The sequence below is a fragment of the Streptomyces sp. NPDC052040 genome (genome assembly GCF_044548405.1).
Classification (GTDB): domain Bacteria; phylum Actinomycetota; class Actinomycetes; order Streptomycetales; family Streptomycetaceae; genus Streptomyces.
Genome location: NZ_JBIUBV010000015.1, coordinates 140,753 through 166,160 on the forward strand (window position 1 = coordinate 140,753; position 25,408 = coordinate 166,160).

Here is a 25,408-nt window from a genome sequence, read left to right on the forward strand (position 1 = left end):
GACCGGGGATGACAGCGGAGGCACCTGGGGGCGAGGGGCCGGGCGAGACCGGCGACACCTGGGACGGCGCCGTGTTCGACGAGGACTTCATACGGTCCGCGCCGACGACGGAGCCGTCGGCGCGGGCCAGGATGCTGGCCGCGCGCTGGCGCGGCCAGGTGCCCGATCCCCAGCCCTGGCGCTCCGACGAGCCACCCGCCGGCTGGTTCTTCAGCAAGGCCCGTCGCCGCAGACGGCGCCGCCGGTAGCACTCCCGCCCCCGTCTGGCCGGGTGCTCTTATTCGGTGGCGTCCGATACGGCGTACGGGCACAGTGGAGCCCACGACGCCGGACCGGCCGGCGCCACATACCGGGAGAGGAGCCGCCCGGCTCCCGGCAGGGCAGCCCGCGGCAGGCTCAGGAGTAGTCACGCCTCCGTCGAGCCCGCCCCGCACGGGGAGCTGCCCGGGGCGGCCGCTTCGAGCACGCGACGCGTTTCGCGTGGGCCGCCCACCCGGAGGATTGGCCGAGTGGCAAGGCACCGGCCCGCGTCATGTCCGATCACCGTCAGGTGGTCGCCCATGGGCGGGCTGCGGTCGGGGTCAGCCCCCGCGCGCGTTCGATCCGCGCATCCTCCGCGATTCCGGCACGGTCCGGGAGGCTCTAGCCGAGCAGTCGTTCCAGTACCACCGCGATGCCGTCCTCCTCGTGGGACAGCGTCACCTCGTCCGCGACCGCCTTCAGCTCCTCGTGCGCGTTGGCCATGGCCACACCGCGGCCCGACCACGCGAACATCGGTATGTCGTTCGGCATGTCGCCGAAGGCGATGGTGTCCGCGGCCTTCATGCCCAGGCGGCGGGCCGCCAGGGACAGCCCGGTGGCCTTGGTCAGGCCCAGCGGCAGGATCTCGACTATCCCCTCGCCCGCCACGGTCACTCCGACCAGGCCCCCGGCGGCGCCCCGCGCCGCCTCGGCCAGTTCGTCGTCGCCCAGGGTCGGGTGCTGGAGGTACACCTTGTTCAGCGGCGCCGACCACAGATCCGCCGCGTCCCTGATCGGCTGGTAGGGCAGCGGCCCGTCGTGGACCCGGTAGCCGGGGGCGACCAGGACCTCTCCGTCCAGTCCGTCCCGGCTCGCCGCCAGCAGCAGCGGGCCCACCTCCGCCTCGATCTTCGCCAGCGCGAGCCCCGCGAGCTGCCGGTCCAGCGTCACGGAGGTCAGCAGACGGCGCTCCCCCGCGTCGTAGACCTGTGCGCCCTGGCCGCACACCGCGAGTCCCCGGTAGCCGAGGTCGTCGAGGACGGGACGGGTCCAGGGGACCGCGCGGCCGGTGACGACGATGTGCGCCGCGCCCGCCGCGGTGGCCGCGGCGAGCGCCGCACGCGTACGCGCGGAGACCGTCCCGTCGGAACGCAGCAGCGTCCCGTCGAGGTCGGTCGCGATCAGTCCGTAGGGAAGTCGTGCGGAGTCGGCCGTGCTCACTGGGCGACGGGCTCCAGCAGCTCCCGGCCGCCCAGGTACGGGCGCAGGACCTCGGGCACCCGTACGGAGCCGTCGGCCAGCTGGTGGTTCTCCAGGATCGCCACGATCGTCCGCGGTACGGCGCACAGCGTGCCGTTCAGCGTCGCCAGCGGCTGCACCTTCTTGCCGTCCCGCATGCGGACCGACAGACGGCGGGCCTGGAAGCTGTCGCAGTTGGACGCCGAGGTCAGCTCGCGGTACTTGCCCTGGGTGGGGATCCAGGCCTCGCAGTCGTACTTGCGCGAGGCGGACGCGCCCAGGTCGCCCGACGCCACGTCGATGACCTGGAACGGCAGCTCCAGCGCGGTGAGCCAGTCCTTCTCCCACTCCAGCAGGCGCTTGTGCTCGTTCTCCGCGTCCTCCGGGTCGATGTACGAGAACATCTCGACCTTGTCGAACTGGTGCACACGGAAGATGCCCCGGGTGTCCTTGCCGTAGGTCCCGGCCTCGCGGCGGAAGCAGGGGGAGAAGCCCGCGTAGCGCAGCGGCAGCCGGTCCGCCTCGACGATCTCGTCCATGTGGTACGCGGCGAGCGGGACCTCGGAGGTGCCGACCAGGTAGTAGTCGTCCTTCTCCAGGTGGTACACGTTCTCCGCGGCCTGGCCGAGGAAGCCGGTGCCCTCCATGGCGCGCGGGCGGACCAGGGCGGGGGTGAGCATCGGGGTGAACCCGGCCTCCACGGCCCGTGCGATCGCGGCGTTGACGAGGGCCAGCTCCAGCAGGGCGCCGACGCCCGTCAGGTAGTAGAAGCGCGAGCCCGAGACCTTGGCGCCGCGCTCCACGTCGATCGCGCCGAGCGCCTCGCCCAGCTCCAGGTGGTCCTTGGGCTCGAAGCCCTCGGCGCCGAAGTCACGGATGGTGCCGTGCGTCTCCAGGACGACGAAGTCCTCCTCGCCGCCGACCGGGACGTCGGGGTGCACCAGGTTCCCGAGCTGGAGGAGCAGGCGCTTGGCCTCCTCGTCGGCCTCGTGCTGCTCGGCGTCGGCCGCCTTGACGTCGGCGGCGAGCCGGCCCGCCTTCTGGAGCAGTTCGGCCTTCTCGTCGCCGGAGGCCTTGGGGATCAGCTTGCCGAGCGCCTTCTGCTCGGAACGGAGCTCGTCGAAGCGGACGCCGGACGACCTGCGCTTCTCGTCGGCGGAGAGGAGGGCGTCGACGAGCGCGACATCCTCACCACGGGCGCGCTGGGAAGCGCGAACACGGTCGGGGTCCTCACGGAGCAGGCGAAGGTCAATCACCCCTCAAGGCTACCGGTGCCGAGTTCCGGCCCACGACTCCGTTTATCGATCCGTGGCGGATGTTCTGTTGTGGCGCAATTACACAGTGTGTCAAGAAATAGGGACACTGTCCCCGGAAGGGGGCGCTCCGGGCGTGCTCGGTTGACCGGAAACCCTTGTGGGCAGCGGGATTTGAGGTCTGCTTGTCCACAGGCCGCCGGGGGCTCCAGGAAGTTATCCACAGGCTGTGCGGAAGATCTGTGGATTTCGGAACTGATCATTCCGAAGATCCCTCCCGGGGCGGAGAATTCGCCGCACAAACCCCCATCACTTCCACTTTCAGGTGGAAAAGGGTCGCCCCAAAGAGTTGATCGAGAGAAACAGGTGGACAACGGTACGGGACGCGACGATGGACGACCGGGGGGTCGACCGAGGGAAGCGTGAACCCCGACGGGCAGTCTTGTCGACTTGTCCCCAGATCGAGAAGGCGCCTGTGGATAACTTCTGTGGACAGTGAAAATCCGCAGGTCGTACCAGGCGCTAGAACCGGCCGTCCTGACAGCGCGCCACCCAGTCGGCGGCCGACACGAACTCCTCGTCCGAGGTCCCCGGCCGGAGGGTGCGCATCTCGGCCGGGGTGATGTCCGCGCGCGGATACGAGCCGAGGTAGCGCACCTGGAGGCAGATCCGCTTCAGCCCCATCAGGGCCTCGGCCACCCGGCGGTCGGAGATATGGCCCTCGGCGTCGATGCAGAAGCAGTAGTTCCCGATTCCGGCTCCCGTCGGGCGGGACTGGAGCAGCATCAGGTTGACCCCGCGGACGGCGAACTCGCCCAGCAGATCACGCAGCCCACCGGGGTGGTCGTCGCGCTGCCACAGCACCACCGAGGTCTTGTCCGCGCCCGTCGGAGCCGCCGGGCGGGCGGGCCTGCCGACCAGCACGAAACGCGTCTGGGCGTTCTCGGCGTCATGGATGTTCGTCTCCAGCGCTTCCAGCCCGTAGCGCGCGGCGGCGAACTCGCCCGCGAAGGCGGCGTCATAGCGCCCCTCCTGGACCAGCCGGGCGCCGTCCGCGTTGGACGCGGCGGACTCCCAGAGGGCGTCCGGGAGATGGGCCTTCAGCCAGTTGCGCACCTGCGGCTGCGCGGCCGGGTGCGCGGTGACCGTCTTGATCTCGGAGAGCTTGGTGCCGGGCCGGACCAGCAGCGCGAAGGTGATCGAGAGGAGCACCTCCCGGTAGATCATCAGGGGCTCACCGGCGACCAGTTCGTCGAGGGTGGTCGTGATACCGCCCTCCACCGAATTCTCGATCGGCACGAAGGCGGCCTCGGCCTCACCGCTGCGGACGGCGTCGAGCGCCGCCGGGACCGAGACCATCGGCACGAGCTCCCGGGTCGCGGACTCCGGCAGGGTGCGCAGGGCGACCTCGGTGAAGGTGCCCTCGGGACCGAGATACGCATAGCTGGCTGGCATGACCTCACCCTAATGGGCCCGGCGAAACCCGGCTGGAATCTGTGGAAAACGATGTCCGGCCCCCGTGGCTCCCGGTCGGCCCTCCGCCTCCCGGTCAGCCGTCCGCGTCTCCGGTCGGCCCTCCGCGGCTCCCGGTCAGCCCTCCAGCAGCCGCTGCCCCACGTACTCCCCCTTCGCCGCACCGCCCGGCACCGCGAACAGACCGCTCGCCTCGTGCCGGATGAACTGCGACAGCGCGTCCCCACGGTCCAGCTTGCGCTGGACGGTGACAAAGCCGCGCAGCGGGTCCGCCTGCCAGCAGACGAACAGCAGGCCCGCGTCCGGCTTCCCGTCAGCGTCGAAGCCGTCGTGGAAGGAGAACGGCCGGCGCAGCATGGCCGCGCCCCCGTTCTGGTCGGGCCGGGTGATGCGCGCGTGCGCGTTCAGTGGGACCACCGGATTGCCGTCCGCGCCGGTCTTCTCCAGGTCCATCGCGGTCGTCTCGGTGCCGCCGGTGAGCGGCGCGCCGTCGGACTTGCGGCGCCCGATCACCGCCTCCTGGGCCGGGACCGAGAGCTTCTCCCAGTCGTCGAGCAGCATCCGGATCCGGCGTACGACGGCGTAGGAGCCGCCCGCCATCCAGGCCGGGTCGCCGGAGGCGGGGACGAAGATCCGCTGGTCGAAGTCGGTGTCGGCGGGCTTCGGATTGCGGGTGCCGTCGACCTGGCCCATCAGGTTGCGGGCGGTCATGGGGTGCGCGGTGGCGCCCGGGGTGCGGTTGAAGCCGTTCATCTGCCAACGCAGCCGTGCCGCGCTGCCCGCGTCCTTCTGGATGGCGCGCAGCGCGTGGAAGGCCACGAGCGCGTCGTTGGCACCGATCTGCACCCAGAGGTCGCCGTTGCTGCGGGACTTGTCCAGCTGATCGGAGGAGAAGACCGGCAGCGGGTCCAGGGCGGAGGGACGCTGCCGCTCCAGGCCCGTACGGGAGAAGAAGCTGTTGCCGAAGCCGAAGGTGAGGGTCAGGCCGGAGGGACCGGCATCGCGGGCGACATCGGTGTCGTCGTGCGGTGCCGACTCGCCCGCCATCAGCCGCTCTGCGGTGGCCGACCAGCGGCGCAGCAGTGCGGCGGCCTCCGTGCGCCCGGCGCCCGGTGCCAGATCGAACGCGGCGAGATGGCCGCTCGCCTGGAGGCCCTCGGTGATGCCGGGCTGATGTTTCCCGTGAAACATTGCCCGGTCCGCGCCGAGCGAGGTCAGCGGCAGGCCCTTCTCGGAGGGCGCCGCCGCGTATCCGGCGGCTCCGCCCGCGGCGCCCAGCACCAGCCCGGTGGCACCGGCTGTCCCGAGCAGCCGCCGCCGCGAGATCGCCCCCCGGGAGGCGTCCGCGGGGGCGGTCTCCGGCGGGGCGCTCCTGCCGGGGGCCGTCTTCGCGGGGGCACTTCTGCCCGTGGCACCCCCGCGGGCGACACCGGCGGAAGCCTTCCCGGACTTCTTGCCCTTGGCCCCCGATGCGGCCTTGGCGGCCGGTGCGCCCTTGGTGCCCTGTGCGCTCTTGGCTCCCGGTGCGGCCTTGGCGGCCGGGTGGTCCGGCGATGTCTGGGAGGGGATGCCCTCCGGGGACGCCTCCGAGGTGGACTGGTCAGCCATGGTGGGGTTCAGCCGATCTTCGCGTTCTTGGTCACGGTGGTCTGGTCGATGTCGGAGGTCCGGACGGTCACCGCGATCTCCCACTCGCCCGCCATCGGGATCTGCACCCCGCTCGCCGACCAGTGGCCGGTGGCGATGCGGTCGGGTGTGATGGGGAGCGGTCCGATGCTCTTCGCCTTCAGGGTGAGGGCGACCTCGACCTCGGGGACATCGAACGCCTTCCCGCCCGGCCGCACCACATAGATGTGCATCTCGTTGTTGCCCACCCGGGCCGGGTCGAGGGTGACCTCCATGGTGCCCTTGCCGTCCTGGCCGCCGGTGTCGAAGGGCATCTTCAGCGACAGCGGTCCGGACCGCTGGGAGGCGGACGCGGTGGCCGCCTTCACGGCCTCCTCCGTACGCCCCGGCTCGGTCGTGGTCAGTACGGTGGTGACGGCGAGGAGGACGACCGCGACACCCGCCTCGGCGAGCACGGAGCGGCGCAGCCCCGAACGGACGGGGTCGGCCTCGCGGTCGCGCCTGGCCTGCGTGGCGGCCACGGCGGCCTGCTGCCGGGCCAGTTGCGCGGCCCGCTCCGAACGAGCCCCGCCACCCCGGCCGCTGCCCTTGCCCGAGGACGTACCGGACGGCTTGCCGGACGCCGCGTCCGAGGGCTTGCCGGTGGACGTGCCCGACGACGTGCCCGAGGCCGTCGCGAAGGCCTTCTCCGAGGTCTTCCCGGACGCCTTGGCCACCTTGGCCACGTTCGCCGAGGTCTTCCCGGAGGCATTTCCCGAGGCGTTCCCCGCTGTCTTCCCGGAGACGTTCCCCGACGCCTTCGCCGCCCCTGCCGCGCGCTTCTTCCCGCCCGCGCGCTCCTTCTTCGCCGCCGTCCCGTTCTTCGCCGCCGTCCCGGCCGGTGCGTCCACCAGCCGTGCCGTCCAGCGGCGGGAGAACCAGGCGATGCCCACCAGACCGGCCACCAGGGCGACCTTGACCAGCAGTAGCTGCCCGTACGACGTCCCGGTCAGGGCGGACCACGAGCCGAGCTGCCGCCATGCCTGGTAGACACCGGTCGCGGTCACGGCGACCACGCTGCCGAAGGCGAGGCGCGAGAAGCGGCGGACGGCCGCCGACTCGATGGAGGGATCCCGGCAGAGCGATACCAGCAGCGTGGTGAGACCGCCCAGCCAGACGGCGACGGCCAGCAGATGCACGATGTCGACCGGCATCGCCACCCCGGTCTGGATGCCGGTGGAGGCGTGCTCGGCCATGGCCCAGGTCGCCGCGAGCCCCGCCGCCACGACCGTCCCGCCGAGGGCGAGCCCGAAGGTGAGGTCCCGCTTCTCCGCGGCCCGGTCGTCGGCTCCGTCGGCACCGTCGGACTCGGCGCCCCCGGCCGCGCCCTCGGCCTCTTCGTCCCGCCGTACATACGCCCCGAACAGCACCGCAATGAACAGTGCCGCCGCCGCGAGCAGCAGCAGCCGGGAGATCAGAGCGGCCCCCGTCCTGGTCTGGAGCACCTGCCCCATCAGGGACAGGTCGAAGATGTCCGCGACCTTGCCCGAGCCGGTGTACGAACCGCGCAGCAGCAGCAGCGCGAGCGTCGCCGAGGTGAGGGCCACCCATCCGGAGACCACGAGCCGCTGCACCGGCCGCACCCCGGCCCCCCGCTGCCAGCAGGCCAGAACGAAGGCCGCCCCGCCGATCAGGACGATGAAGCCGGCGTAGGAGACATACCGTGCGAAGCCGTAGAGCGCCCCCACGATCCCGCCGCCCGTGGGTGGCGCGGCGTCCGAGACCGAGGTCGCGGACGGCGCGCCGATGGAGAAGGTGAAGGCACCGGAGACGGGATGGCTGTCCGCGGACACCACCTGGTAGGTGACGGTGTACGTGCCCTTGGGCAGCCCCGGGCGCACCCCGATCCCGTAGATCGTCCCGCTCAGGTTGGACGGCTTCCCGGTGTCGACGCGCTTGCCCCGCGGGTCCAGGACCTGGAGCGACGCGTCGGAGAGGCCGACCTTCTCAGAGAAGGTCAGGGTGACCTGGGCGGGTGCCGTGTCGACCACCGTTCCCTGCGCGGGGTCGCTGCCGAGCAGCGCGGCGTGCGCGGAGGCCGGGGCGGCCCCGCCGAAGAGCACGCCCAGGGCGGCCAGCAGCAGCGCCAGCAGCGCCGGGACGGCCCTGGCCGCCCGGCGCGGGCGGGCGGGCGCCGGGCCGGTGATTCTCCGCGTGTGCGTGTCGGGGGCGATGGCCTGCGTCACGGTGATCCCTCTTCTCAGTGCCCGGTCATCGGGTTGTACGTCGCCGACTTCACCGGCATCTCGACCGTGACCGTTCCGGACTTGGCAAAGTGCAGCTGCACCGGAACCTTTTCGCCCTGTTTCGGCTTGTGGGTGAGCTTGTCGAACATGACATGGTTGCCGCCGCTCGCGAAGTCGAGCGTGCCGTTCGCGGGCACGGCGAAGGACTTCTCCTCCTCCATGGCGCCGTTCCTGGTCGAGTGCAGGGTGACATCACCGGCGAGCTCGCTGGTGGCGGATGTCAGGGTGTCGGCGCCGCCGGAGTTGGCGACGGTGAAGAATCCGGCCGCCATGTCGCCGCCGGAGGGTGCGGGCATATAGGCGCCGGTGATCTTCAGTTCGGGCTTGGCCGACGAGCCGCCGCCCGAGCCGCCGCAGCCCGCGAGTATCAGGGCCGCTGCCGTCAGGGCGGTGATCCGGCCGGGACGGAGCTTCACGGGTTCTCCCCCTTGATGATCTTGGGGAGGTCCTTGGTGTAGTCGTCCACGGTGGCGTTCTGGCCGTAGAGCACATACCCCCCGTTGGTCTTCGGGGAGAAGGCGATGACCTGGGTGCCATGAGTGGAGATGATCTTGCCGTCCTTGTCCTTCCGGGGCGGCTCGATGCTGATGCCGAGGCTCCGGGCGGCCGCCTGGACGGTGGAGAACTTGCCGGTCAGGCCGACGATCTCGGGGTCGATGCCCTGGAGCCACTTGCCGAGCGCGGCGGAGGTGTCGCGCTCGGGGTCGGTGGTGACGAACACGATCCGCAGCGAGTCCTTCTGTGCCTGGGTCAGCCCCTTGTCCTTCTCCATCTCCTTCTTGGCGACGGCGAGGTTGTTCATGGTGAGCGGGCAGACGTCCGGGCAGTGGGTGTAGCCGAAGTAGACCAGCGTCGGCTTGTCCTTGGTCTGCGCGCGCAGGTCGTACGTCTTGCCGTGGGTGTCGGTGAGGACGAGGTCCGGCTTGGCGAACGGCTGGTCGAGCACGGTGCCGACCTTGGCCGAGCCGGGCTCGGCGGAGACCACGGCGACCGGGTTGCCGCTGCCGCTGCCGCCGCCGGTCCCGCAGGCGGAGAGGGTGAACGCGGCGGCGGCGAGGAGGGCCGCCGCGGTGAGCGTCTTCTTCTTGCGCATAGAGAAATGTCCCAGATGTAGCGGTTCTGGAGTGTGATGTAGCAGTTCTGAAGTGCGATGGAGCGGTGTGGCGTGTGCTGATGCGGTTCTGGAGTGCGCCGGGGGTGTACGGGGCGCGTCGCCGTGCTGCCGTACGCCCCCGGCGCGGGTCCGGGGGCGGCCCGACTCAGACCTGAGTGGCGCGTCGGCGGCCCGCCAGGGCGCCGTAGGCCACGCCTCCGGCGCCGATCACGATGCCCACCACCGCGAGGATGCGGGCGGTGATGTCGCTGGTGCCGGAGGAGGATCCGGACGCGGTGTCCTCGTGGTCCGACGCGTCGGAGGCGTCCCCGGCCGCGGAGCCGTGGTGGCCCTCCTCCGAGGCGGCGCTCAGCGGGAGCACCGGGGCCGGGTTCTCGGGCTCCTCCTGGCCCTCCTTCTGCGGCTCGATCCAGCGCACGACCTCGTTGTTCGAGTACGTCTGGAGGGCCTTGAAGACGAGCTGGTCGGAGTCCTCGGGGAGCTGGCCGACGGAGAGCGGGAACTTCTGGAAGTAGCCCGGCTCGATGCCCTTGCCGGTGGCGGTCCAGGTGACCTTGGTGACCGCCTCGTCGATCTGCCGCCCGTGCATGGTCAGGGGCTTGGCGAGCTTGGACTTGGTGACATCGACCTTCCAGCCGTCGAGGGGCTGCGGCATCACCGAGGCCAGCGGGTGGTCGGCCGGGAAGGAGACCTCGAGCTTGGTGGTCGAGGCGTTGTCCCGCTCGTTCGGCACCTTGAAGTCGACGACCGCGTACCCGCCCTTGGCGGCCGCGCCCTCCGGCTGCACGGTGACATGCGCGAACGCGGGGACGGACAGGAACAGCACGGCCGACGCGGCAGCGGCGCCGGTGACGGCGAGGCGGGACGCCTTCAGGGAACCCTTGATGGCCTTCATGACGTGAAGAACACTCCACTCCGAGTGAGAGTCATTGACGAGGAGAGGCGCGTGCGCGGGGACCGCCACGGTCGTGGCATCCCACGGGCAGGCACGCGTGCCGCGCGACGGCGGCCCCTTCGTAAAGGACTTGCGACCCCTTCGCAGGACGGGGGAGCGGCGCGTCGCGTCAGGCGGCGAGAAGAGGAGGAGCGGAGCGGGGCGGCCCGCGGCGGATCACCGCATGCCGCAGCGCGGTCGTCCGCGGCTTCGGCGGGAGCAGGAACTCGGTGCGCGCGGCGCGCGCGCCCGCCCGGGGAGCGACGGCGAGCCCGGCCAGCAGGGCGCGCGCCAGGGCGAACGACAAGCGCAGGGACCGTACGAGCGCCCCCTCCGCGACCCCGTGCGCGGACAGCCGCATCAGCCGCAGCAGCGCCCTGTCCCCGTGGCGCAGCAGCCATCCGGCGGCGACGGCCGCCAGCAGATGCCCGAGCAGCATCGGCACCGACGGCAGCACCGACCACCAGGAACCGGCGGCCGACAGGGCGTCCGCGGGGTGGTGCACCACGGCCGGGTCCGCGGCGGTGCCGAGCCGCGCGTCGGCGAGGATCTTCTGCGCCTGCGCGGGGGAGAGCGCCGCCGCGGTGGTGCCGCACAGCAGGTGCGCGGCCCGGGTCACGAGCGTGGCATCGGAGGCGGATGTCCCGTTCGCCGTCATCGACGGCATGGCCGCCATCGAGGCCATGGACGCCCCGCCGGAGCGCTGCCCCAGCGCGAACAGGGTGTGCAGCAGGGTCTGGCCCGCCGCAAGCAGTCCCGTGATCCCCCACAGGGAGCGTTCCCGCCCGGTGAGCAGGGAGGTGACGGCGAACACGCCGAGGAAACCGGCGCCCAGCGTCCACAGCGGAACCACACCGCAGGAGGCGAGTGCGTGCCCGGCACCGGCCAGCACGACGCAGACCGCGGCGAACACCGCGGCCCGCAGGATCCGCAGATCGCATCCGGTGTGCGCGGTGCGCTGCTGGGGGGCACTCATGGCGGCCTCATCATCGCACTGACTTCCGCGGGCCCGTGCGGCAGGTCCGCAAGGCGGCTTTCGTGCGCTATGCGGGACGGTCGCCCGGAAGATCACCTTCGGCGATGCAGGGCGCGTGCATACACTGTCCGCGCCTCCGGCGCATCCGCCGTACGGGCGGGATGTCCTCACTCGGGTGATTGCGGACGCGCACCCGCGGCAATACGTAACGGTATGTCGAGCCGCGGCCAGGAGGCTGGAGCATGAGCATCTGGTGGTCACTCCATCTGCGGCGCGAGGCTGCCAGCGTGCCGCTCGCCCGGCGGCTCCTCATGGGAACGATGGAGACCGCGGGCGTCGACCCCGACATCTCCTACGACCTCTCCGTCGCCCTGAGCGAGGCCTGCGCCAACGCGGTCGAGCACGGCGGCCCCGCCGCCCACGGCGGGATGCCGGAGGCGTACCGGGTCACGGCGTATCTCGACGGCGAGACGTGCCGCATCGAAGTCGCCGACTCGGGCCCGGGCTTCCCCGCCGGAAGACCCCGCCGGGTGACCCTGCCGAGCTGCGCCGAGGCGGAGCACGGCCGGGGCCTGTGCCTCATCGAGGAACTCGCCGACCATGTCCACATCGGCAGTGCGCCGGGGCGGGGCGGAGCGGTGGTGAGCTTCGACAAGATCCTCAAGTGGAAGCAGGGCACCCCGCTGGCAGCCGTCTGACCGGCACTTCGTTCGACGGGCCTGCGGCTCACAGCAAGAGGCCGGACAACCGTCGTACGGCTGCCCGGCCCCTTTCCGGTTCTCCCCGGGAAGCCCCTCGGGGGACTTCCGTCAGCTCTTCAGGGACGCCATCCAGGCCTCGACCTCGTCGGAGCGGCGCGGCAGGCCCGCCGAGAGGTTCCGGTTGCCGTCCTCGGTGACCAGGATGTCGTCCTCGATCCGGACGCCGATGCCGCGGTACTCCGCCGGGACGGTCAGATCGTCCGCCTGGAAGTACAGACCCGGCTCGACCGTGAGCACCATGCCGGGCTCCAGCGTGCCGTCCACATAGCTCTCGGTGCGTGCGGCGGCGCAGTCGTGCACGTCCATACCGAGCATGTGGCCCGTGCCGTGCAGGGTCCAGCGGCGCTGGAGACCCAGTTCGAGCACCCGCTCCACCGGCCCCTCGACCAGGCCCCATTCGACCAGCTTCGCGGCCAGCACCTGCTGGGCGGCGTCATGGAAGTCGCGGAACTTGGCGCCCGGCTTCACCGCCGCGATACCGGCCTCCTGGGCCTCGTACACGGCGTCGTAGATCTTCTTCTGGAGCTCGCTGTAGGTGCCGTTCACCGGGAGCGTGCGGGTGACGTCCGCGGTGTAGTACGTGTGGGTCTCCACGCCCGCGTCCAGCAGCAGCAGGTCGCCGGAGCGGACCGGGCCGTCGTTGCGCACCCAGTGCAGCGTGCAGGCGTGCGGGCCCGAGGCGCAGATGGAGCCGTAGCCGACGTCGTTGCCCTCGACGCGGGCGCGCAGGAAGAACGTTCCCTCGATGTAGCGCTCGGAGGTGGCCTCCGCCTTGTCGAGGACCTTCACCACGTCCTCGAAGCCGCGCACCGTCGAGTCGACGGCCTTCTGGAGCTCGCCGACCTCGAAGTCGTCCTTGACCAGCCGGGCCTCGGAGAGGAAGACGCGCAGCTCCTCGTCGCGCTCGGCGGTGACCTTGTCGTGCAGCGCGGTCTCGATGCCGGCGTCGTGGCCCCGGACCACCCGGACCGGGCCGGTGGCCTCCGTCAGCCGCCCGGCCAGCTCGCGCACGTCCGAGGCGGGGATGCCGTACAGCCGCTCGGACTCGGTGAGCGAGTGGCGGCGGCCGACCCACAGCTCGCCCTGGCCGGAGAGCCAGAACTCGCCGTTCTCACGGTCGGAGCGGGGCAGCAGATACAGGGTCGCCGTGTGGCCGTCCGCGGTGGGCTCCAGGACGAGGACGCCGTCCTCGGTCTGGTTGCCGGTGAGGTACGCGTACTCGACGGAGGCCCGGAAGGGGTACTCCGTGTCGTTGGAGCGGGTCTTCAGCCGGCCCGCGGGAATCACCAGACGCTCGCCCGGGAAGCGCGCGGAGAGCGCGGCGCGGCGGGCGGCGGTCTCGGCGGCCTGGGCGACCGGCCGCAGATCGTGCAGCTCGGTGTCGGCCCAGCCGGACTGCATGTTCTCGGCCAGCTCGTCGGAAACGCCCGGGTACAGGCCGTTCTTGCGCTGCTTGATCGGCTCTTCGGTCTCGTCCGGGCCCGCTGCCTCAGCAGCAGGATCCGATACGGCCGGAATGAGCTCGTCCGCCACGGTCATCCTCCTTTGGTACGGCACGGGGCCTTACCATCGTACGGTCGTACAAAAGGGGCCCAGCGCCGAAGCGCCTGCGACCATACGACCCTACGGCGGTGGCGGCGGCGTCACCGGGGCGGCCGTGCCCCCGCCCGGGGCCGCACCCGCCCTCACTCGAACCGTGCCGCCAGCAGCACCACGTCCTCCGTACTGTCCGCCGCGTCGAGTCCGTCGGGCAGCATCGTGCGCAGCACATGGTCGGCGACCGCGCCCGGGTCGGTGCGCAGCGGCCTCGGCACCCCGGCGGCCGCGGCGTGCAGCCGGGCGAAGGCACGGTCCAGGGAGTCCCCGGTGCGGTGCAGCAGACCGTCGGTGTAGAGGAGCACGGTTTCGCCCGGCTCCGCGGACAGCTCGACGCTCGGCGCCTCCCAGCAGGCCAGCATCCCGAGGGGCGCCGACAGCGAGGTCTCGACGAAGTCGGTCCGTCGCGGGCCGATCACCAGGGGCGGGCTGTGCCCGGCACCGGCGAGGGTGAGTCTTCGCAGCGCGGGCTCGCAGTACGCGAACAGGGCGGTGGCGGAGCGGGCCGGTTCGGTGAGCCGCAGCAGCAGCTCCAGATCGGAGAGGACCGCCACCGGATCCTCGCCCTCCATCACGGCATAGGCGCGCAGCGAGGCCCGCAGCCGTCCCATGGCGGCCATCGCGCCGGGACCGGACCCGGTCACCGAGCCGACCGCGAGGCCGAGGGCGGCGTCGGGCAGCGCCAGCGCGTCGTACCAGTCGCCGCCCCCGCGCGGGCCGGTGCGGCGGCGCGCGGCGAGTTGCACCCCGGGCACCCGGGGCAGCCGGGTGGGCAGCAGTTCCTCGGAGATGGTCGCCATACCGGCGCGGGTGCGCTCGATTTCGACCATCCGCGCCAGATGCTCGGTCGCGTAGCGGGCGTAGAGGCCGACCAGATGGCGCTGGCGTTCGACCGGCTCGGCGGGTTCGTCGTAGAGCCAGACGGCGGCGCCGAGTCGTCCGGCCGTGTCGCTGGCCAGGGGGAGCGCGTAGCTCGCGGCATAGCCGAGCCGGGCGGCCACCTCGCGGTGGCGCGGGTCGAGCCCGTCCTCGGAGAGCAGGTCCGGCTGGGCGATCTCCCGCTCGCCGCCCGGCAGTCCGTCGAGGATCCTGCCGTACGACAGGGAGCTGCGCGGCACGGTCTCGATGTGTCCGAGATCGGCGCGGGCGAGCCCGAGTCCGATGGTGGTGTCGGGGCCGAGTCCGTCGCGCGGCTCCAGTACGACAAGACCGCGCCGGGCGCCCACCAGGGCGGCTCCGGCGCGCAGCAGTTCCTGGAGCGCATCGGTGAGCGAGCCGGTGCGCGCCAGACGTTCGGTGAGTTCGTGGAGGGTCGTCAGATCGGAGACCCACCCGGCCAGCCGGTCCTGGAGAACGGCTCCCGGGCCGGGGTGGACGGCGGGCACGGCCGAGGGGGCTTCCGTGGTGGCAGGCGTCGGCGCGACAGTGTGTGCGGGCGGGGGAACCGTGGAATCGATTCCGGCCACTTTCGGAGGGTGAGGGGCGTTCATGACGTCCGGCTTTCGAACCGGTGCATATTGCTCGATAGCATCGCAAACCCCCATGTCAATCTGCGCCGCTAGCGGTGGCTCCACATGTACACGCACTCGTGAGGGGATGTCCAGCATTGTCCTGCTGGGATTCCTGGTGTCCGTGAGGCGTTGTTACTCACTTACGAGGAAGCAAAGTTGGCTTAAAACTGCCTCGAGGAACGTCCCATTGCGGTCGACTGGCCTCGTTCGACAGAGCGTCACAGCGGTCGTGATGGGTACGTACTCGGTGAAGGCCAGGGGTGGTTGGGGGTCACCCGGAACCTGGCGACGGACCCGGGCGTCTTAACCACCGACGGCCGAGCCCCATCCTCCCGTGGCGGAGGCGGCGAGTACGAGCGCGACGGCAAAACGCCAGGCGGCGCCACCCCACGCCACGCCCATGCTTGTGACGGGCGCAGTATGGATGCGCAGCCCATGCTCGGCCCACAGGGGTTCCCCTTGTCCACGACAGGGGTGTGATGCGCCAGTAGGTACGCACAGTGAAGTGATCGACACATGGTGTGATGTGGTCCTCGGTGTTGCCAGGCGTGCAACGGAAAGGAACGAGCGCTCATGCGCGAGATCCTCGGAAGGCGACGCAGGCTCCTGTCCCGCCGGAGGGACGAAAAGCCTGAGCTGATCGGCGCGGCCCTGACCTTCGCGACCGAATGGCAGTGGCCCGTGCTCCCGGGTGTGGCACCGGACCCGCAGGGCCGTGCCCGTTGCGGATGCCCCGACCCGGAGTGTTCGGTGCCCGGCGCGCACCCCTTCGACCCCGGGCTGCTCGCCGCCACCACCGACGCGCGCATGGTGCGCTGGTGGTGGACCAACCGGCCCTGCGCACCGATCGTGCTGGCCACCGGCGGACCGGCGCCCTGCGCGGTCAGCCTGCCCGCCCTCGCGGCCTCGCGCGCCCTGGCCGCACTCGACCGCAAGGGCATCCGCCTCGGCCCGGTCGTGGCGGGCCCGCATCGCTGGGCGATCCTGGTGGCGCCCTACTCCATGGAGCAACTGGGCGAACTGCTCTACGCCCAGGACTTCGTCCCCGGCTCCCTGCGCTTCCACGGCGAGGGCGGATATCTGGCGCTTCCGCCCTCCGAGACCGGCCACGGGCAGATCCGCTGGGAACGCGCGCCGCTGCCCGGATCCGCCTCACCCTGGGTCCCCGATGTGGAGGCCGTGGTGGACGCCGCCGTGGAGGCCCTCACTCGTAAGGGTGTGAGCGCCCCCGAGTTGTAGGGGCGGACGGCCCGCACCGGACGGGACGCCCATGACCGGCGGCTATCTTCGCCCCATGGTGATGCGTCCGTCAGGGGTGATGCGTCCTTCAGGGCACGGGAAGCGGGGGTTCGGCCTCGGATTCGGCCTCGGTCTCGGTCCGCGTCCTGCCCTTGGTCCCGATCTCGGTCCAGGTCCCGATCCCGGCTCCGGCTCCGGTCCCGGTTTCGGTTCCGGCTTCGGCTCCGGTCCCGGGGTGGACGGGCCGGGGTCCGGTGGGACCGGTTCCCGCGGGACCCGGCTGCTCGCCCTGCTCGGCGCGGTCGTGTCGCTGGCCGCGCTCCCGCTCACGATGGCTTCGGCCGGACCGGTCGGGGCGGACCGGATCGCGGCCCGCGCGCCCGCGCACGATGACGCGAAGCAGCCGGTCGCCGCGCGCTCCCCGCTGCTGACGGGCTTCGCGGACGCCACCGCCGTCCGCTGCGGTTCCCCGGTCTCCACGAGAACCGGCATCGAGGCGCAGACCTGTGTGCTGACGCGGGGGCGGGACATCTGGGCGCGGACGTACTACCGCAACTCCCTTGACCGGGCGCTGAGTTCCGTTCTGGACCTGATGGCGCCCTACGGGGACAGCGTCGAGATGCACTGTGTGGTCGGCGCCGCGGAAGGACCGGGGGTCTGCGAGACGCCCCGGCAGGTGCTCATGGGCGATCCGGGGGGGTGGACGGCGGTCGCGGAGTTCGCCCGCCGGGACGGGGACGGGCCGCTGCTGCTGCGCTCCGGAAGCGAACGGGACCGGCCCGGCGACGAATAGGCGGAGCGGGCCGAGCGGACCTGGTGGCCCGGGCGGACCTGGTGGCCCGGGCGGACCTGGTGGCCCGGGCGGACCTGGTGGCCCGGGCGGACCTGGTGGCCCGGGCGGACCGAGTGGAACCGATCAGCCGGAGCCGGCCGGTGCGGATCGCGCAAACCGGCTGCCGTTGGAGGCAGTTGGACCTGCGCCGACACCGTGCGCACACGTGTACATGGAAAGACCCGGTTGCTGGCGACGGGGGATGCACCAGCAACCGGGCTATTGGAACCGTAACAAGAGATCGGCTGTTCGCAAATTCGATCTCGGCTATTCGGACACGGATTTACCTTTCCCGACGGTGACTTGTGACAGGAGTCACCGGGTGGGGCGGGTATGCCTCCGCCTGAACGGTCGGTCAGGCGGAGGCTGTGTGTCAGCTGAGTGTCACCTGTCGGTTGGTCAGCCCGCCGCGCGCCCGGCGCTCCTCGGCGGTGAGCGGGGCGTCCGACGCCAGGGCCGCCGCGAGACGCTCGGCGAACTCGGTCGCGGGCTTCTCGACGTCCTCCGCGCGGACCTCGCTCGGCAGGTCCCAGACCGGCACCGTCAGCCCGTGCGCACGGAAGGAGCCGACCAGGCGGGTGCCGTCACCGAGGCTGGACTGCCCGGCCGCGTGCAGCCGCGCGAGAGCGTCCAGAAGCTGCTCCTCGCCGTGCGGCATGACCCAGCGCAGATGGTTCTTCTCGGGGGTCTCGCACCAGTAGGCGGCGTCGACGCCCGCCAGCTTCACGGTGGGGATTGCCGCGGCGTTGGCCCGCTCCAGGGAGGCGGCCACCTCCGGCGTCGCGTTCTCCGCGTCCGGGACCCAGAACTCGAAACCGCTGTGCACGACCGGCTCGAAGGCGCCCTCGGGGTCCAGCAGGTCCTGGAGCCGCGGCCCGTCGGCGGGCGCACGGCGGCCCTGGACCGGCGAGCCCGGCGTGGCGGTCAGGGCGCGTTGGAGGGTGTCCGCGAGATCGCGGCTGATGTCGCCGGACGCCGTGTCGTTCTGCAGGCCGAGCAGGACCGAGCCGTCGTCGCGGCGCAGCGCGGGCCACGCCATCGGCAGGACCGTGACGAGCGTGACCGAGGGAACGTCCTCGGGGAGGCCGCCCTTGAGGTTCAGCCCGACGGTCGCCGCCGGGACCAGCTCGCGCAGCGCGACCCAGTCGCACTCGCCCGGAAGTCCCTCGAACGGACGCTGCACCAGCTCGGTCACCGCATGCGCGGCCGCCCGCCCGTGGCAGGCCTTGTAGCGGCGGCCACTGCCACAGGGGCAGGGCTCACGGCCGCCGACGACCGGGATCTCGGCATCCGTGAGCTGCGGCCGCTCGGCCTTGGTCTGGGATCGCTTCTTGGCCATCGTGGATGTCTCCCGGTTACGGCTCGTTTCGTACGGGCGCGAGCCTAGCCCCTCGTACGGCGCCCGACGGGATCCTGTGGACAACGCACCGGGAGTCCGTGAAGCGGTGCCCCGTTCCAGGCCGGAGACGTAAGAGCGAACGGGCCGCGCGGACCGCGGCGTCTGCATGCGCGGTACCGGCCGTCATGTACCGCACCGGCCGTCCGCGCCGGGGCCGTTCCCGGGCGACCGGGCGACCGGGCGACCGAACGACCGGAGAAACGGGTGAAATGGGTGAAACGGGTGCGGGCCGGGCGGGGAGTTCGCGTGGCCGGGCCGCCCGGCTGCGCGAACTCGCCCTGCCCCGAGTGCCCTTGGCCGTCCCCAACGGGTGGTGCCGGACCTGGCCGGTCCTCGTTCTTTCTTTCTCTGTTCTCTCTTTCGCCTTCGCGTTCCGGCTCAGTCCAGATCGTCGAACGCGTCCGCGAACTCCAGCTCGGGCAACTCCGCCACCGCAGGGGCGGTGACGCGCGTAGCGAAATCGTCGCGCCGCCGCGCCGCACCCACGTCGTCCTGGACCACGACCCACACCGTGACCTCGCCGCTGACGCCGTCCCGGACGCCCCAGTCCTTGGCCAGCGCCGTGATGATGTTCAGCCCGCGGCCGCCGTGTGCCGTGACCGACGGGGTCGCGGGAACCGGACGGGTGGGACCGCCGCCGTCCGTCACCTCGACCGTGAGTCGCCCGGAGACATCGACGCGCCATGCGGCACGTACGTCCCCGTCCCCCCGAAGGCTGTCGCCCAGTGGTCTGCCGTGACGACAAGCGTTGCTGAGCAATTCCGAAAGGATCAGTACGGCATCGTCGATGACCGATTCCGCCACGCCACCGGTACGCAGTTGATCGCGCATCCGATGTCTCGCTTCCCCCACGCCCGCAGGACCATGGGGTACGGCCATGCTCGACGACGTGGGCACCTCCTGTGCCACCACCAACGCCACCCCCGAGACCTCCTTCGCCCCACGCCACGGTGTGAATGCCCCATGGGAATGTCCCGGAAACCGGACCGTGCTCCTACGCTGACGCATTGCTGACAGCCGGACACGCAGCGAACGCGCCGGTGCACACCCCGTCATTATTTGGCTGGATTCCTTCCCTTATAAGGAGAAATCCGCGTGAGGGTGCACGGGGGTGTGAGGGGAATCGTCCAGGGATGTGAGGATCATCGCCCCTGTGGACCGGGGCGATTGATCGGCGCTCCGTGCGAAATCGTTGGGTGATGGGGGTCGGAGTGTGCGGCGGTGTGTGCAGAAGTGTTCGCCCGTGCGTAGACAATCGGTCGGCGATCCGATCGGATTCACCCGCGCCCCGGGCGGAACATGCTGCCGAACCGGTCGGAATCCCCGATACCGCGCGATGCGGGGCCGCCGCGGCGAATTGCGGACCTCGCGCCGCGCGCCGCGTGCAGCCTCAGCGGCCGAGCTGGTCCAGCACCGCGCGGGGGCGGTTGGTGATGATGGCGTCCACGCCCAGTTCGACGCAGAGGTCGACGTCCTCCGGCTCGTTCACGGTCCACACATGCACCTGATGACCGGCCTTCTTCAGCCGCTGGATGTACGCGGGGTGGTTGCGCACGATCCGGATCGAGGGGCCCGCGATCCGGACACCCGCGGGCAGCCGCCCGTCCCGCAGCCGGGGCGAGAGGAACTGGAGCAGATAGACCGTCGGCAGGGTCGGGGACGCGGCCCGCACCCGGTGCAGCGAGCGCGCCGAGAAGCTCATGATGCGCACCGCCGACTCGGCGGAAGTTGCCGGGGCGTCCAAGCCGAATCGCTTCAGCAGGAGCAGCAGCCGCTCCTCGACCTGCCCCGCCCAGCGCGTCGGATGCTTGGTCTCGATCGCCAGGTCGATGGGGCGCCCGGCGTCGGCGACGAGTTCGAGCAGCCGCTCCAGGGTGAGGACGGAGGTGTCCCCCGGGTCCTGCGGGCGCAGCTCCCAGTCGGGCTCCTCGTCGCTTCTCTTCCAGGAGCCGAAGTCCAGAGTGGCGAGGTCGGCCAGTTCCAGCGCGGAGACCGCGCCGCGGCCGTTGGACGTACGGTTGACGCGTCGGTCGTGGACGCAGACGAGATGTCCGTCCGCGGTCAGCCGGACGTCGCATTCGAGGGCTTCCGCGCCGTCCTCGATCGCTTTCTTGTACGCGGCCAGGGTGTGCTCGGGGGCCTCCTCGGAGGCTCCGCGGTGGGCGACCACCTGGACCAGGTGCTGTCGTGCGTGGGTCACCGCGTCATGGTGCCACCGTCGGGAGGAGGGTGCGGTATCGGGAGGCGGCCTGAGGGCATCGGCGAGGTGTCGGGGATGCAGATTTTTGTTCGGACTGGTCCGATATAAAGAGAGCGCACGGGCCCACAGCGGCCGTTTACCCTGCCCTGACGTCCCGTGGGAAAAGCTTGACGACGTACAAAAGACTTTGCACAGCTGTACCGCACCCGGCGCCACGCAGGGTGAGCGAAGGCGGCCGAGTGCGACCCATTGGAACAGCCGTGGAACGAGGAGAAGAGCTGTGAGCACCGAGAACGAGGGCACCCCGGTACCCCCGGCCCCGTCTGCACCTCCCGTGCCGGTGGACGCTCCCACTTCCGCGCCGGGCGCGGCTCCCGAGGCGCACATGCCGTCCGCGGGGCCGCACGGCCCGAACGCGGGGAGCGCGACGCCCCCGGAGGGCGCGCCGTACGCCGCCCCGGGCGCCTCCCATCCGGAGGGCGCGGCGACCGCGCAGGTTCCGCCGGTGCCCCCGGGGCAGCCCGGAGCGGCGGGGCATCCCGGCGCCGCAGGAGCGGGCTGGCCTCCGCCGCCTCCGCCGGCCGTCCCCGGCTACGCGGGCGGCGGCCCCGGTGCGACCGGCGTCTGGGGCGCCTCGTACCAGCAGCCGGACCCGAGGCCGAAGGGGCGCGGCGGCCTGATCGCCGCGGCCCTGATCGCGGCGCTGGTCGCGGGCGGTGTGGGCGGCGGCCTCGGCTACCAGCTGGCCAAGAACGACGACTCCAGCGGTTCGACGACCGTGTCCGCCGCCACCAGCGGTGGTGACGTCAAGCACGACAACGGCTCGGTCGCGGCCGTGGCGGCCAAGGCGCTGCCCAGCACGGTGACCATCGAGGCCGAGAGCAGCAACGGCCAGGGCGGCACCGGTACGGGCTTCGTCTTCGACACCCAGGGCCACATCGTCACCAACAACCATGTGGTGGCGGACGCGGTCGACGGCGGCAAGCTGACGGCGACCTTCCCGAACGGCAAGAAGTACGACGCCGAGATCATCGGGCACGCCCAGGGCTACGACGTTGCCGTGATCAAGCTCAAGAACGCCCCGTCCGACCTCAAGCCGCTCGCGCTCGCCGACTCCGACAAGGTGTCGGTCGGCGACGCGACGATCGCCATCGGCGCCCCCTTCGGCCTGTCGAACACGGTGACCACGGGCATCATCAGCGCCAAGAACCGGCCGGTGGCCTCCAGCGACGGCAGCTCCTCCAGCAAGTCGTCGTACATGAGCGCCCTCCAGACGGACGCCTCGATCAACCCGGGCAACTCCGGCGGTCCCCTCCTTGACGCCCAGGGCGCGGTCATCGGCATCAACTCGGCGATCCAGTCCACGGGCAGCAGCGGCCTCGGCAGCACCGGCCAGTCCGGCTCGATCGGCCTGGGCTTCGCGATCCCGATCAACCAGGCCAAGTACGTCGCCCAGCAGCTGATCAAGACGGGCAAGCCGGTCTACGCCAAGATCGGTGCCTCCGTCTCGCTGGAGGACGGCAGCGGCGGGGCGAAGATCACCGAGCAGGGCGCGGCGGGCGCCAACGCGATCGAGCCGGGCGGCCCGGCGGCCAAGGCGGGCCTCAAGCCGGGCGATGTGATCACCAAGCTCGACGACTCGGTGATCGACAGCGGTCCGACGCTGATCGGTGAGATCTGGACCCACAAGCCGGGCGACAAGGTCACCCTCACCTACCAGCGCGGCGGACAGTCCCACACGGTCGACCTGACCCTGGGCTCGCGCGCCGGCGACGACTGATCCGGCCACGGACGACTGATCCGGCTACGACGGTGTCGGCGCCGACGTGACCGCCTCGGCGGTCCACGGACCGTAGGCCACCGACGGCCACCAAGGGGTGCCTCCTCACCGGGAGGCACCCCTTGATGCATGCGCCCGGGCACGGCTTCAAGGTGTCCCGTCCGCCCCCGCCCCCGGCGCTGCACTCACCCCATGGGCATGCCGGTCCGGTCGCGTTCCAGTACCGAGCGCAGTTCCGCGAGCGCCTGCGCGGCGGCCGCCACCGAGGACGTCGCGAAGGAGTCGGCCAGCAGTTCGCCCAGCCGTGCGGTGAAGATGGTCTCCGCCGCGTCGGTCAGCTCTATCCCGGCGTCGGTCAGGGCCAGCAGCGACGAGCGGCGGTCCGCCGGATTCGGCTGCCGGACCACCCACCCCCGCTTCTCCAAGCGGTCGACCGCCTTGCTGGTCGCCCCGATCCCGATGGCGAACTCTGTGGCGAGGTCCGCCACCCGGGCGCCGGGGTGGTCACGGAGGTGGCGCAGAAACTCGAACTGCGAGGTGACGATCCCGTGCGCCTCGCGAAGCCGGTCGTTGAGGTCGTTGTAGAGGCGCGTCTCGCACCGGACGAGGTCGGCGAAGAACCCCGGCAGATCGACGGCGGCGGCGTTCTCGCTCCATGTATATTCCACGGCATATAGTGTAGCGGCAGCTATCACGGATCAGGGGAGCAGACATGAGCAGGGAACAGCGCACCAGGATCGACGCCATGCTGCGGCAGCCGCGGCCGGAGGCTCCCCGAACGGTCGAGGCGCTCCGAGCCGGATTCCGCGCGATGATGGCCGAAATGATCGTCCCGCCGGACATCCGCACCTCGGAGACGGCGCTCGGCGGCCGCCCCGCCCTCCTGGTCGAGCCCCTCGCGGAGCAGCGCGCCGGAACGATCCTCTACTTCCACGGCGGCGCCCATGTGTTCGGCTCACCGCAGACCGCGCTGTCGCTGACGGGGAACCTGGTGGCCAGGACCGGCTACCGGTCCCTCTCGCTGGACTACCGGCTCGCCCCCGAACACCCCTTCCCCGCCGCGATCGAGGACGCGCTGAACGCCTACCGCGCCCTCCTCGACAGCGGCACGGACCCCTCGTCCATCGCCTTCGCCGGAGACTCCGCCGGCGGTGGCCTCACGGTCGCCACCTGCCTCACCGCCCGCGCGGCGGGGCTCCCGCTGCCCGCCGCCGCCGTGGCGTTCTCCCCCGCGCTCGACGCCACCCGGACGGGAGAGAGCATGGACACCAAGGCGGACCTCGATCCCTACTTCACCCGTGAGTCCCTGGGGCACACCGGAGCGATGTACCTCGCGGGACAGGACCCGCACCAGGACCTGCTCAGCCCGGCCGTCCTCGCCGACCTGACCGGCCTCCCGCCCCTGCTCCTCCAGGCGGGCACCAACGAAGTGCTCCTGGACGACTCCACCCGTCTGGCCGCGCGCGCCAGGGCGGCCGGCGTGGATGTGATCCTCGACATCACCGCCGATGTGCCCCATGTCTTCCAGGCGTTCGCGGGCGTCCTCGACGAGGCCGACGACGCGCTGGACCGCGCGGCCCTCTTCCTCACCCAGCACCTCCGCACCCCGCCCGGGGCGGTCACCCCCGCTTCCTGACACCGGCAGGCCCCCTTATGGACCACGCCGCCCGCGAAACGTTCAGTGCCGGTACGCTGTTACCCGCTCCGCCCCTGGTGGCGAGGCAAGGGTGGGTTGCCCGAGCGGCCTAAGGGAACGGTCTTGAAAACCGTCGTGGCGCAAGTCACCGTGGGTTCAAATCCCACACCCACCGCGGACGTCATAGACGCGCAGGTCAGAAGGGGCGCCCCAGCTGGGGCGCCCCTTCTCGATCTCCGGACCGGAGCCTTCGGGTGCGTAGTGCCGGACGGCAGAATCGATTGATGAAGGTTCAATTTAAATATTGGAACCTAATATTCCGCCTGCTGGATAATGGCGTTGATCTTGCTCTTCATGGCGTGTTAAGGTGCTTGCCGGAAGTCGCGCGTAGTAGGTGAGTGACGAGTTTGACCGACCGTCACGACTTCGCGTGTCGCCGTTCTGGCGCTGACTGTAGTGATGACCGGCACGCTTATTGGGGGATCCGCTGGTTCGGATTTTTCGGCCTCGGGGGTTACCCAGGTTACTGCTGGATCCGAACATGAGCAGGCTTCACTCTCGCTGGTTCCTTCAAGCGAGGCCGTACCGACATCCAGTCCATTGTCCGTACTGAACGGCTACGTCTCGTACTCGCGGGAGGGGTGCCGGATCGATGTCCCGGCCTCCGCGTTGACGAAGGTTCCGCAGGCTGAAGTCGACAAGCTGAATACCTACATCGATGCTGTGAATGATGACATCAGGAGCGGAACGCTTGTGATGTCGGGTGATGGGGTAGCGGTAACTGCCTCGAGCGAGGAGCATGTACCCAGCGCCTTCGCTGCTGATGAGCCAGCTGTCCAGTCCGCGACACTCGCCAGCCTGCTTGGCGGGGGACACGTCGCCGCTGTTGTGGCGGCGGCGCTGGGGACTGCGGCGGGTGCAATACAAGTGTGCCAGCACAAAGACGGCTGGACCATCCTGTACTGGCTCGGATCCATCGCTCCCTACGCGTTCGTGTGTAACCCATTCGGCTAACCTGGAGAAATCCTGATGAGTCCGGCTATAAAGCAGTCGGTAGCAACCATAACTGTGGGAGTGCTGGCCCTTCTTGCTGTAATTTCATTCTTTGCTCAATTCAACTCATCGGGGAATTATGCGACGATCTTCGGGTCGGCCGCATTTGTTGCCGGGGCTGTCTTCTTCGCGCTCGGATGGGTAAAGCGGAAGTAGTAGTGTCCTGACGGCGGTTCGTCTCCTGGTTAATCCTTGGAAGCGGGCCGCCGTTGGGTTGGGTATCCTCTGTGTAATGCTCGCTCTGACGCTCAATGGACAGCT

22 protein-coding genes and 2 tRNA genes are annotated in these 25,408 nt (G+C 70.9%); 9 read left to right on the forward strand and 15 right to left on the reverse strand.

What is annotated here, in order from left to right; all coding sequences use genetic code 11:
• Positions 1-8: 8 nt before the first annotated feature.
• The gene (locus ACIHAA_RS25670) at positions 9-248 is read left to right on the forward strand and encodes a hypothetical protein (protein WP_399821044.1); all 240 of its coding nucleotides are present in this window, start codon (positions 9-11) and stop codon (positions 246-248) included.
• A 247-nt stretch (positions 249-495) separates the two neighbouring features.
• Positions 496-617: transfer RNA gene (locus ACIHAA_RS25675), tRNA-OTHER, on the forward strand.
• A gap of 25 nt (positions 618-642) precedes the next feature.
• Here ACIHAA_RS25675 and ACIHAA_RS25680 read toward each other — a convergent pair.
• From ACIHAA_RS25680 to ACIHAA_RS25720, 9 genes are all read right to left on the reverse strand, one after another.
• Positions 643-1,461, reverse strand: a complete 819-nt coding sequence (locus ACIHAA_RS25680) for an HAD family hydrolase (protein ID WP_399821045.1) — start codon at positions 1,459-1,461, stop codon at positions 643-645.
• The gene (serS, locus tag ACIHAA_RS25685; RefSeq protein WP_399821048.1) at positions 1,458-2,735 is read right to left on the reverse strand and encodes a serine--tRNA ligase; all 1,278 of its coding nucleotides are present in this window, start codon (positions 2,733-2,735) and stop codon (positions 1,458-1,460) included. The genes ACIHAA_RS25680 and serS overlap by 4 nt, the downstream gene beginning before the upstream one ends.
• Before the next feature lie 519 nt (positions 2,736-3,254).
• A complete protein-coding gene (pheA, locus tag ACIHAA_RS25690) occupies positions 3,255-4,187 on the reverse strand; it encodes a prephenate dehydratase (protein WP_399821050.1) in 933 nt (310 codons plus the stop codon).
• Positions 4,188-4,322: 135 nt separating this feature from the next.
• Complete coding sequence (gene efeB, locus ACIHAA_RS25695) at positions 4,323-5,813, reverse strand: iron uptake transporter deferrochelatase/peroxidase subunit (RefSeq protein ID WP_399821051.1); 1,491 nt, start codon at positions 5,811-5,813, stop codon at positions 4,323-4,325.
• Positions 5,814-5,821: 8 nt separating this feature from the next.
• On the reverse strand, positions 5,822-8,017 hold the full coding sequence (locus tag ACIHAA_RS25700; RefSeq protein WP_399821107.1) for a copper resistance CopC/CopD family protein: 2,196 nt from the start codon (positions 8,015-8,017) through the stop codon (positions 5,822-5,824).
• A gap of 53 nt (positions 8,018-8,070) precedes the next feature.
• Entirely contained in the window at positions 8,071-8,532 is a 462-nt protein-coding gene (locus ACIHAA_RS25705) for a copper chaperone PCu(A)C (RefSeq protein WP_399821054.1), read from the reverse strand.
• A complete protein-coding gene (locus ACIHAA_RS25710) occupies positions 8,529-9,209 on the reverse strand; it encodes an SCO family protein (protein ID WP_399821056.1) in 681 nt (226 codons plus the stop codon). The genes ACIHAA_RS25705 and ACIHAA_RS25710 overlap by 4 nt, the downstream gene beginning before the upstream one ends.
• A 166-nt stretch (positions 9,210-9,375) precedes the next feature.
• Positions 9,376-10,104, reverse strand: coding sequence for a YcnI family protein (locus tag ACIHAA_RS25715; protein ID WP_399821109.1), 729 nt, complete (start codon positions 10,102-10,104; stop codon positions 9,376-9,378).
• A gap of 190 nt (positions 10,105-10,294) precedes the next feature.
• Entirely contained in the window at positions 10,295-11,140 is an 846-nt protein-coding gene (locus tag ACIHAA_RS25720) for a hypothetical protein (protein ID WP_399821058.1), read from the reverse strand.
• Positions 11,141-11,382: 242 nt separating this feature from the next.
• Here ACIHAA_RS25720 and ACIHAA_RS25725 point away from each other — a divergent pair, with 242 nt between their 5' ends.
• Positions 11,383-11,838 (forward strand): ATP-binding protein, encoded by a 456-nt coding sequence (locus tag ACIHAA_RS25725; RefSeq protein ID WP_399821059.1) that lies wholly within the window; start codon positions 11,383-11,385, stop codon positions 11,836-11,838.
• 111 nt (positions 11,839-11,949) lie between these two features.
• On the opposite strand, the gene ACIHAA_RS25730 is transcribed toward ACIHAA_RS25725, so the two are convergent.
• Together ACIHAA_RS25730 and ACIHAA_RS25735 are read right to left on the reverse strand one after the other, a co-directional pair.
• Positions 11,950-13,434, reverse strand: a complete 1,485-nt coding sequence (locus ACIHAA_RS25730) for an aminopeptidase P family protein (protein ID WP_399821061.1) — start codon at positions 13,432-13,434, stop codon at positions 11,950-11,952.
• A gap of 152 nt (positions 13,435-13,586) precedes the next feature.
• A complete protein-coding gene (locus tag ACIHAA_RS25735) occupies positions 13,587-15,104 on the reverse strand; it encodes a PP2C family protein-serine/threonine phosphatase (protein WP_399821063.1) in 1,518 nt (505 codons plus the stop codon).
• 477 nt (positions 15,105-15,581) lie between these two features.
• Between ACIHAA_RS25735 and ACIHAA_RS25740 the strand changes: the two genes are divergently transcribed.
• Together ACIHAA_RS25740 and ACIHAA_RS25745 are read left to right on the forward strand one after the other, a co-directional pair.
• On the forward strand, positions 15,582-16,247 hold the full coding sequence (locus ACIHAA_RS25740) for a bifunctional DNA primase/polymerase (protein ID WP_399821065.1): 666 nt from the start codon (positions 15,582-15,584) through the stop codon (positions 16,245-16,247).
• 235 nt (positions 16,248-16,482) lie between these two features.
• Positions 16,483-17,040 carry a hypothetical protein gene (locus ACIHAA_RS25745; protein WP_399821067.1) on the forward strand — a complete coding sequence of 186 codons (558 nt, stop codon included), beginning with the start codon at positions 16,483-16,485 and terminating at the stop codon, positions 17,038-17,040.
• 412 nt (positions 17,041-17,452) lie between these two features.
• On the opposite strand, the gene ACIHAA_RS25750 is transcribed toward ACIHAA_RS25745, so the two are convergent.
• The 3 genes from ACIHAA_RS25750 to ACIHAA_RS25760 form a co-directional block, all read right to left on the reverse strand.
• The gene (locus tag ACIHAA_RS25750; protein ID WP_399821069.1) at positions 17,453-18,418 is read right to left on the reverse strand and encodes a DUF5926 family protein; all 966 of its coding nucleotides are present in this window, start codon (positions 18,416-18,418) and stop codon (positions 17,453-17,455) included.
• Positions 18,419-18,856: 438 nt separating this feature from the next.
• Positions 18,857-19,486, reverse strand: coding sequence for an ATP-binding protein (locus ACIHAA_RS25755; protein ID WP_399821111.1), 630 nt, complete (start codon positions 19,484-19,486; stop codon positions 18,857-18,859).
• Between the two features lie 382 nt (positions 19,487-19,868).
• Positions 19,869-20,678 (reverse strand): glycerophosphodiester phosphodiesterase, encoded by an 810-nt coding sequence (locus ACIHAA_RS25760; protein ID WP_399821071.1) that lies wholly within the window; start codon positions 20,676-20,678, stop codon positions 19,869-19,871.
• Positions 20,679-20,958: 280 nt separating this feature from the next.
• On the opposite strand from ACIHAA_RS25760, the gene ACIHAA_RS25765 reads away from it, so the two are divergent.
• Positions 20,959-22,458, forward strand: coding sequence for a S1C family serine protease (locus ACIHAA_RS25765; RefSeq protein WP_399821073.1), 1,500 nt, complete (start codon positions 20,959-20,961; stop codon positions 22,456-22,458).
• A gap of 185 nt (positions 22,459-22,643) precedes the next feature.
• Here ACIHAA_RS25765 and ACIHAA_RS25770 read toward each other — a convergent pair whose 3' ends face one another.
• Positions 22,644-23,126 carry a MarR family winged helix-turn-helix transcriptional regulator gene (locus tag ACIHAA_RS25770; RefSeq protein WP_399821075.1) on the reverse strand — a complete coding sequence of 161 codons (483 nt, stop codon included), beginning with the start codon at positions 23,124-23,126 and terminating at the stop codon, positions 22,644-22,646.
• A gap of 44 nt (positions 23,127-23,170) precedes the next feature.
• Between ACIHAA_RS25770 and ACIHAA_RS25775 the strand changes: the two genes are divergently transcribed.
• The 3 genes from ACIHAA_RS25775 (at position 23,171) to ACIHAA_RS25785 (ending at position 25,108) form a co-directional block, all read left to right on the forward strand.
• On the forward strand, positions 23,171-24,094 hold the full coding sequence (locus ACIHAA_RS25775; protein WP_399821077.1) for an alpha/beta hydrolase: 924 nt from the start codon (positions 23,171-23,173) through the stop codon (positions 24,092-24,094).
• Positions 24,095-24,184: 90 nt separating this feature from the next.
• Positions 24,185-24,269, forward strand: a tRNA-Ser gene (locus ACIHAA_RS25780).
• 425 nt (positions 24,270-24,694) lie between these two features.
• Positions 24,695-25,108 carry a hypothetical protein gene (locus tag ACIHAA_RS25785; RefSeq protein ID WP_399821079.1) on the forward strand — a complete coding sequence of 138 codons (414 nt, stop codon included), beginning with the start codon at positions 24,695-24,697 and terminating at the stop codon, positions 25,106-25,108.
• Positions 25,109-25,408 lie beyond the last annotated feature (300 nt).

Bases quoted from the DNA above. Each gene is read 5' to 3' on its own strand.
- ACIHAA_RS25670 (WP_399821044.1), top strand. From the start codon at position 9: ATGACAGCGGAGGCACCTGGGGGCGAGGGGCCGGGCGAGACCGGCGAC.
- pheA (WP_399821050.1), bottom strand. From the start codon at position 4,187: ATGCCAGCCAGCTATGCGTATCTCGGTCCCGAGGGCACCTTCACCGAG.
- efeB (WP_399821051.1), bottom strand. From the start codon at position 5,813: ATGGCTGACCAGTCCACCTCGGAGGCGTCCCCGGAGGGCATCCCCTCC.
- ACIHAA_RS25710 (WP_399821056.1), bottom strand. From the start codon at position 9,209: ATGCGCAAGAAGAAGACGCTCACCGCGGCGGCCCTCCTCGCCGCCGCC.
- ACIHAA_RS25720 (WP_399821058.1), bottom strand. From the start codon at position 11,140: ATGAGTGCCCCCCAGCAGCGCACCGCGCACACCGGATGCGATCTGCGG.
- ACIHAA_RS25725 (WP_399821059.1), top strand. From the start codon at position 11,383: ATGAGCATCTGGTGGTCACTCCATCTGCGGCGCGAGGCTGCCAGCGTG.
- ACIHAA_RS25735 (WP_399821063.1), bottom strand. From the start codon at position 15,104: ATGCTGGACATCCCCTCACGAGTGCGTGTACATGTGGAGCCACCGCTA.
- ACIHAA_RS25740 (WP_399821065.1), top strand. From the start codon at position 15,582: ATGCGCGAGATCCTCGGAAGGCGACGCAGGCTCCTGTCCCGCCGGAGG.
- ACIHAA_RS25750 (WP_399821069.1), bottom strand. From the start codon at position 18,418: ATGGCCAAGAAGCGATCCCAGACCAAGGCCGAGCGGCCGCAGCTCACG.
- ACIHAA_RS25755 (WP_399821111.1), bottom strand. From the start codon at position 19,486: ATGCGTCAGCGTAGGAGCACGGTCCGGTTTCCGGGACATTCCCATGGG.
- ACIHAA_RS25775 (WP_399821077.1), top strand. From the start codon at position 23,171: ATGAGCAGGGAACAGCGCACCAGGATCGACGCCATGCTGCGGCAGCCG.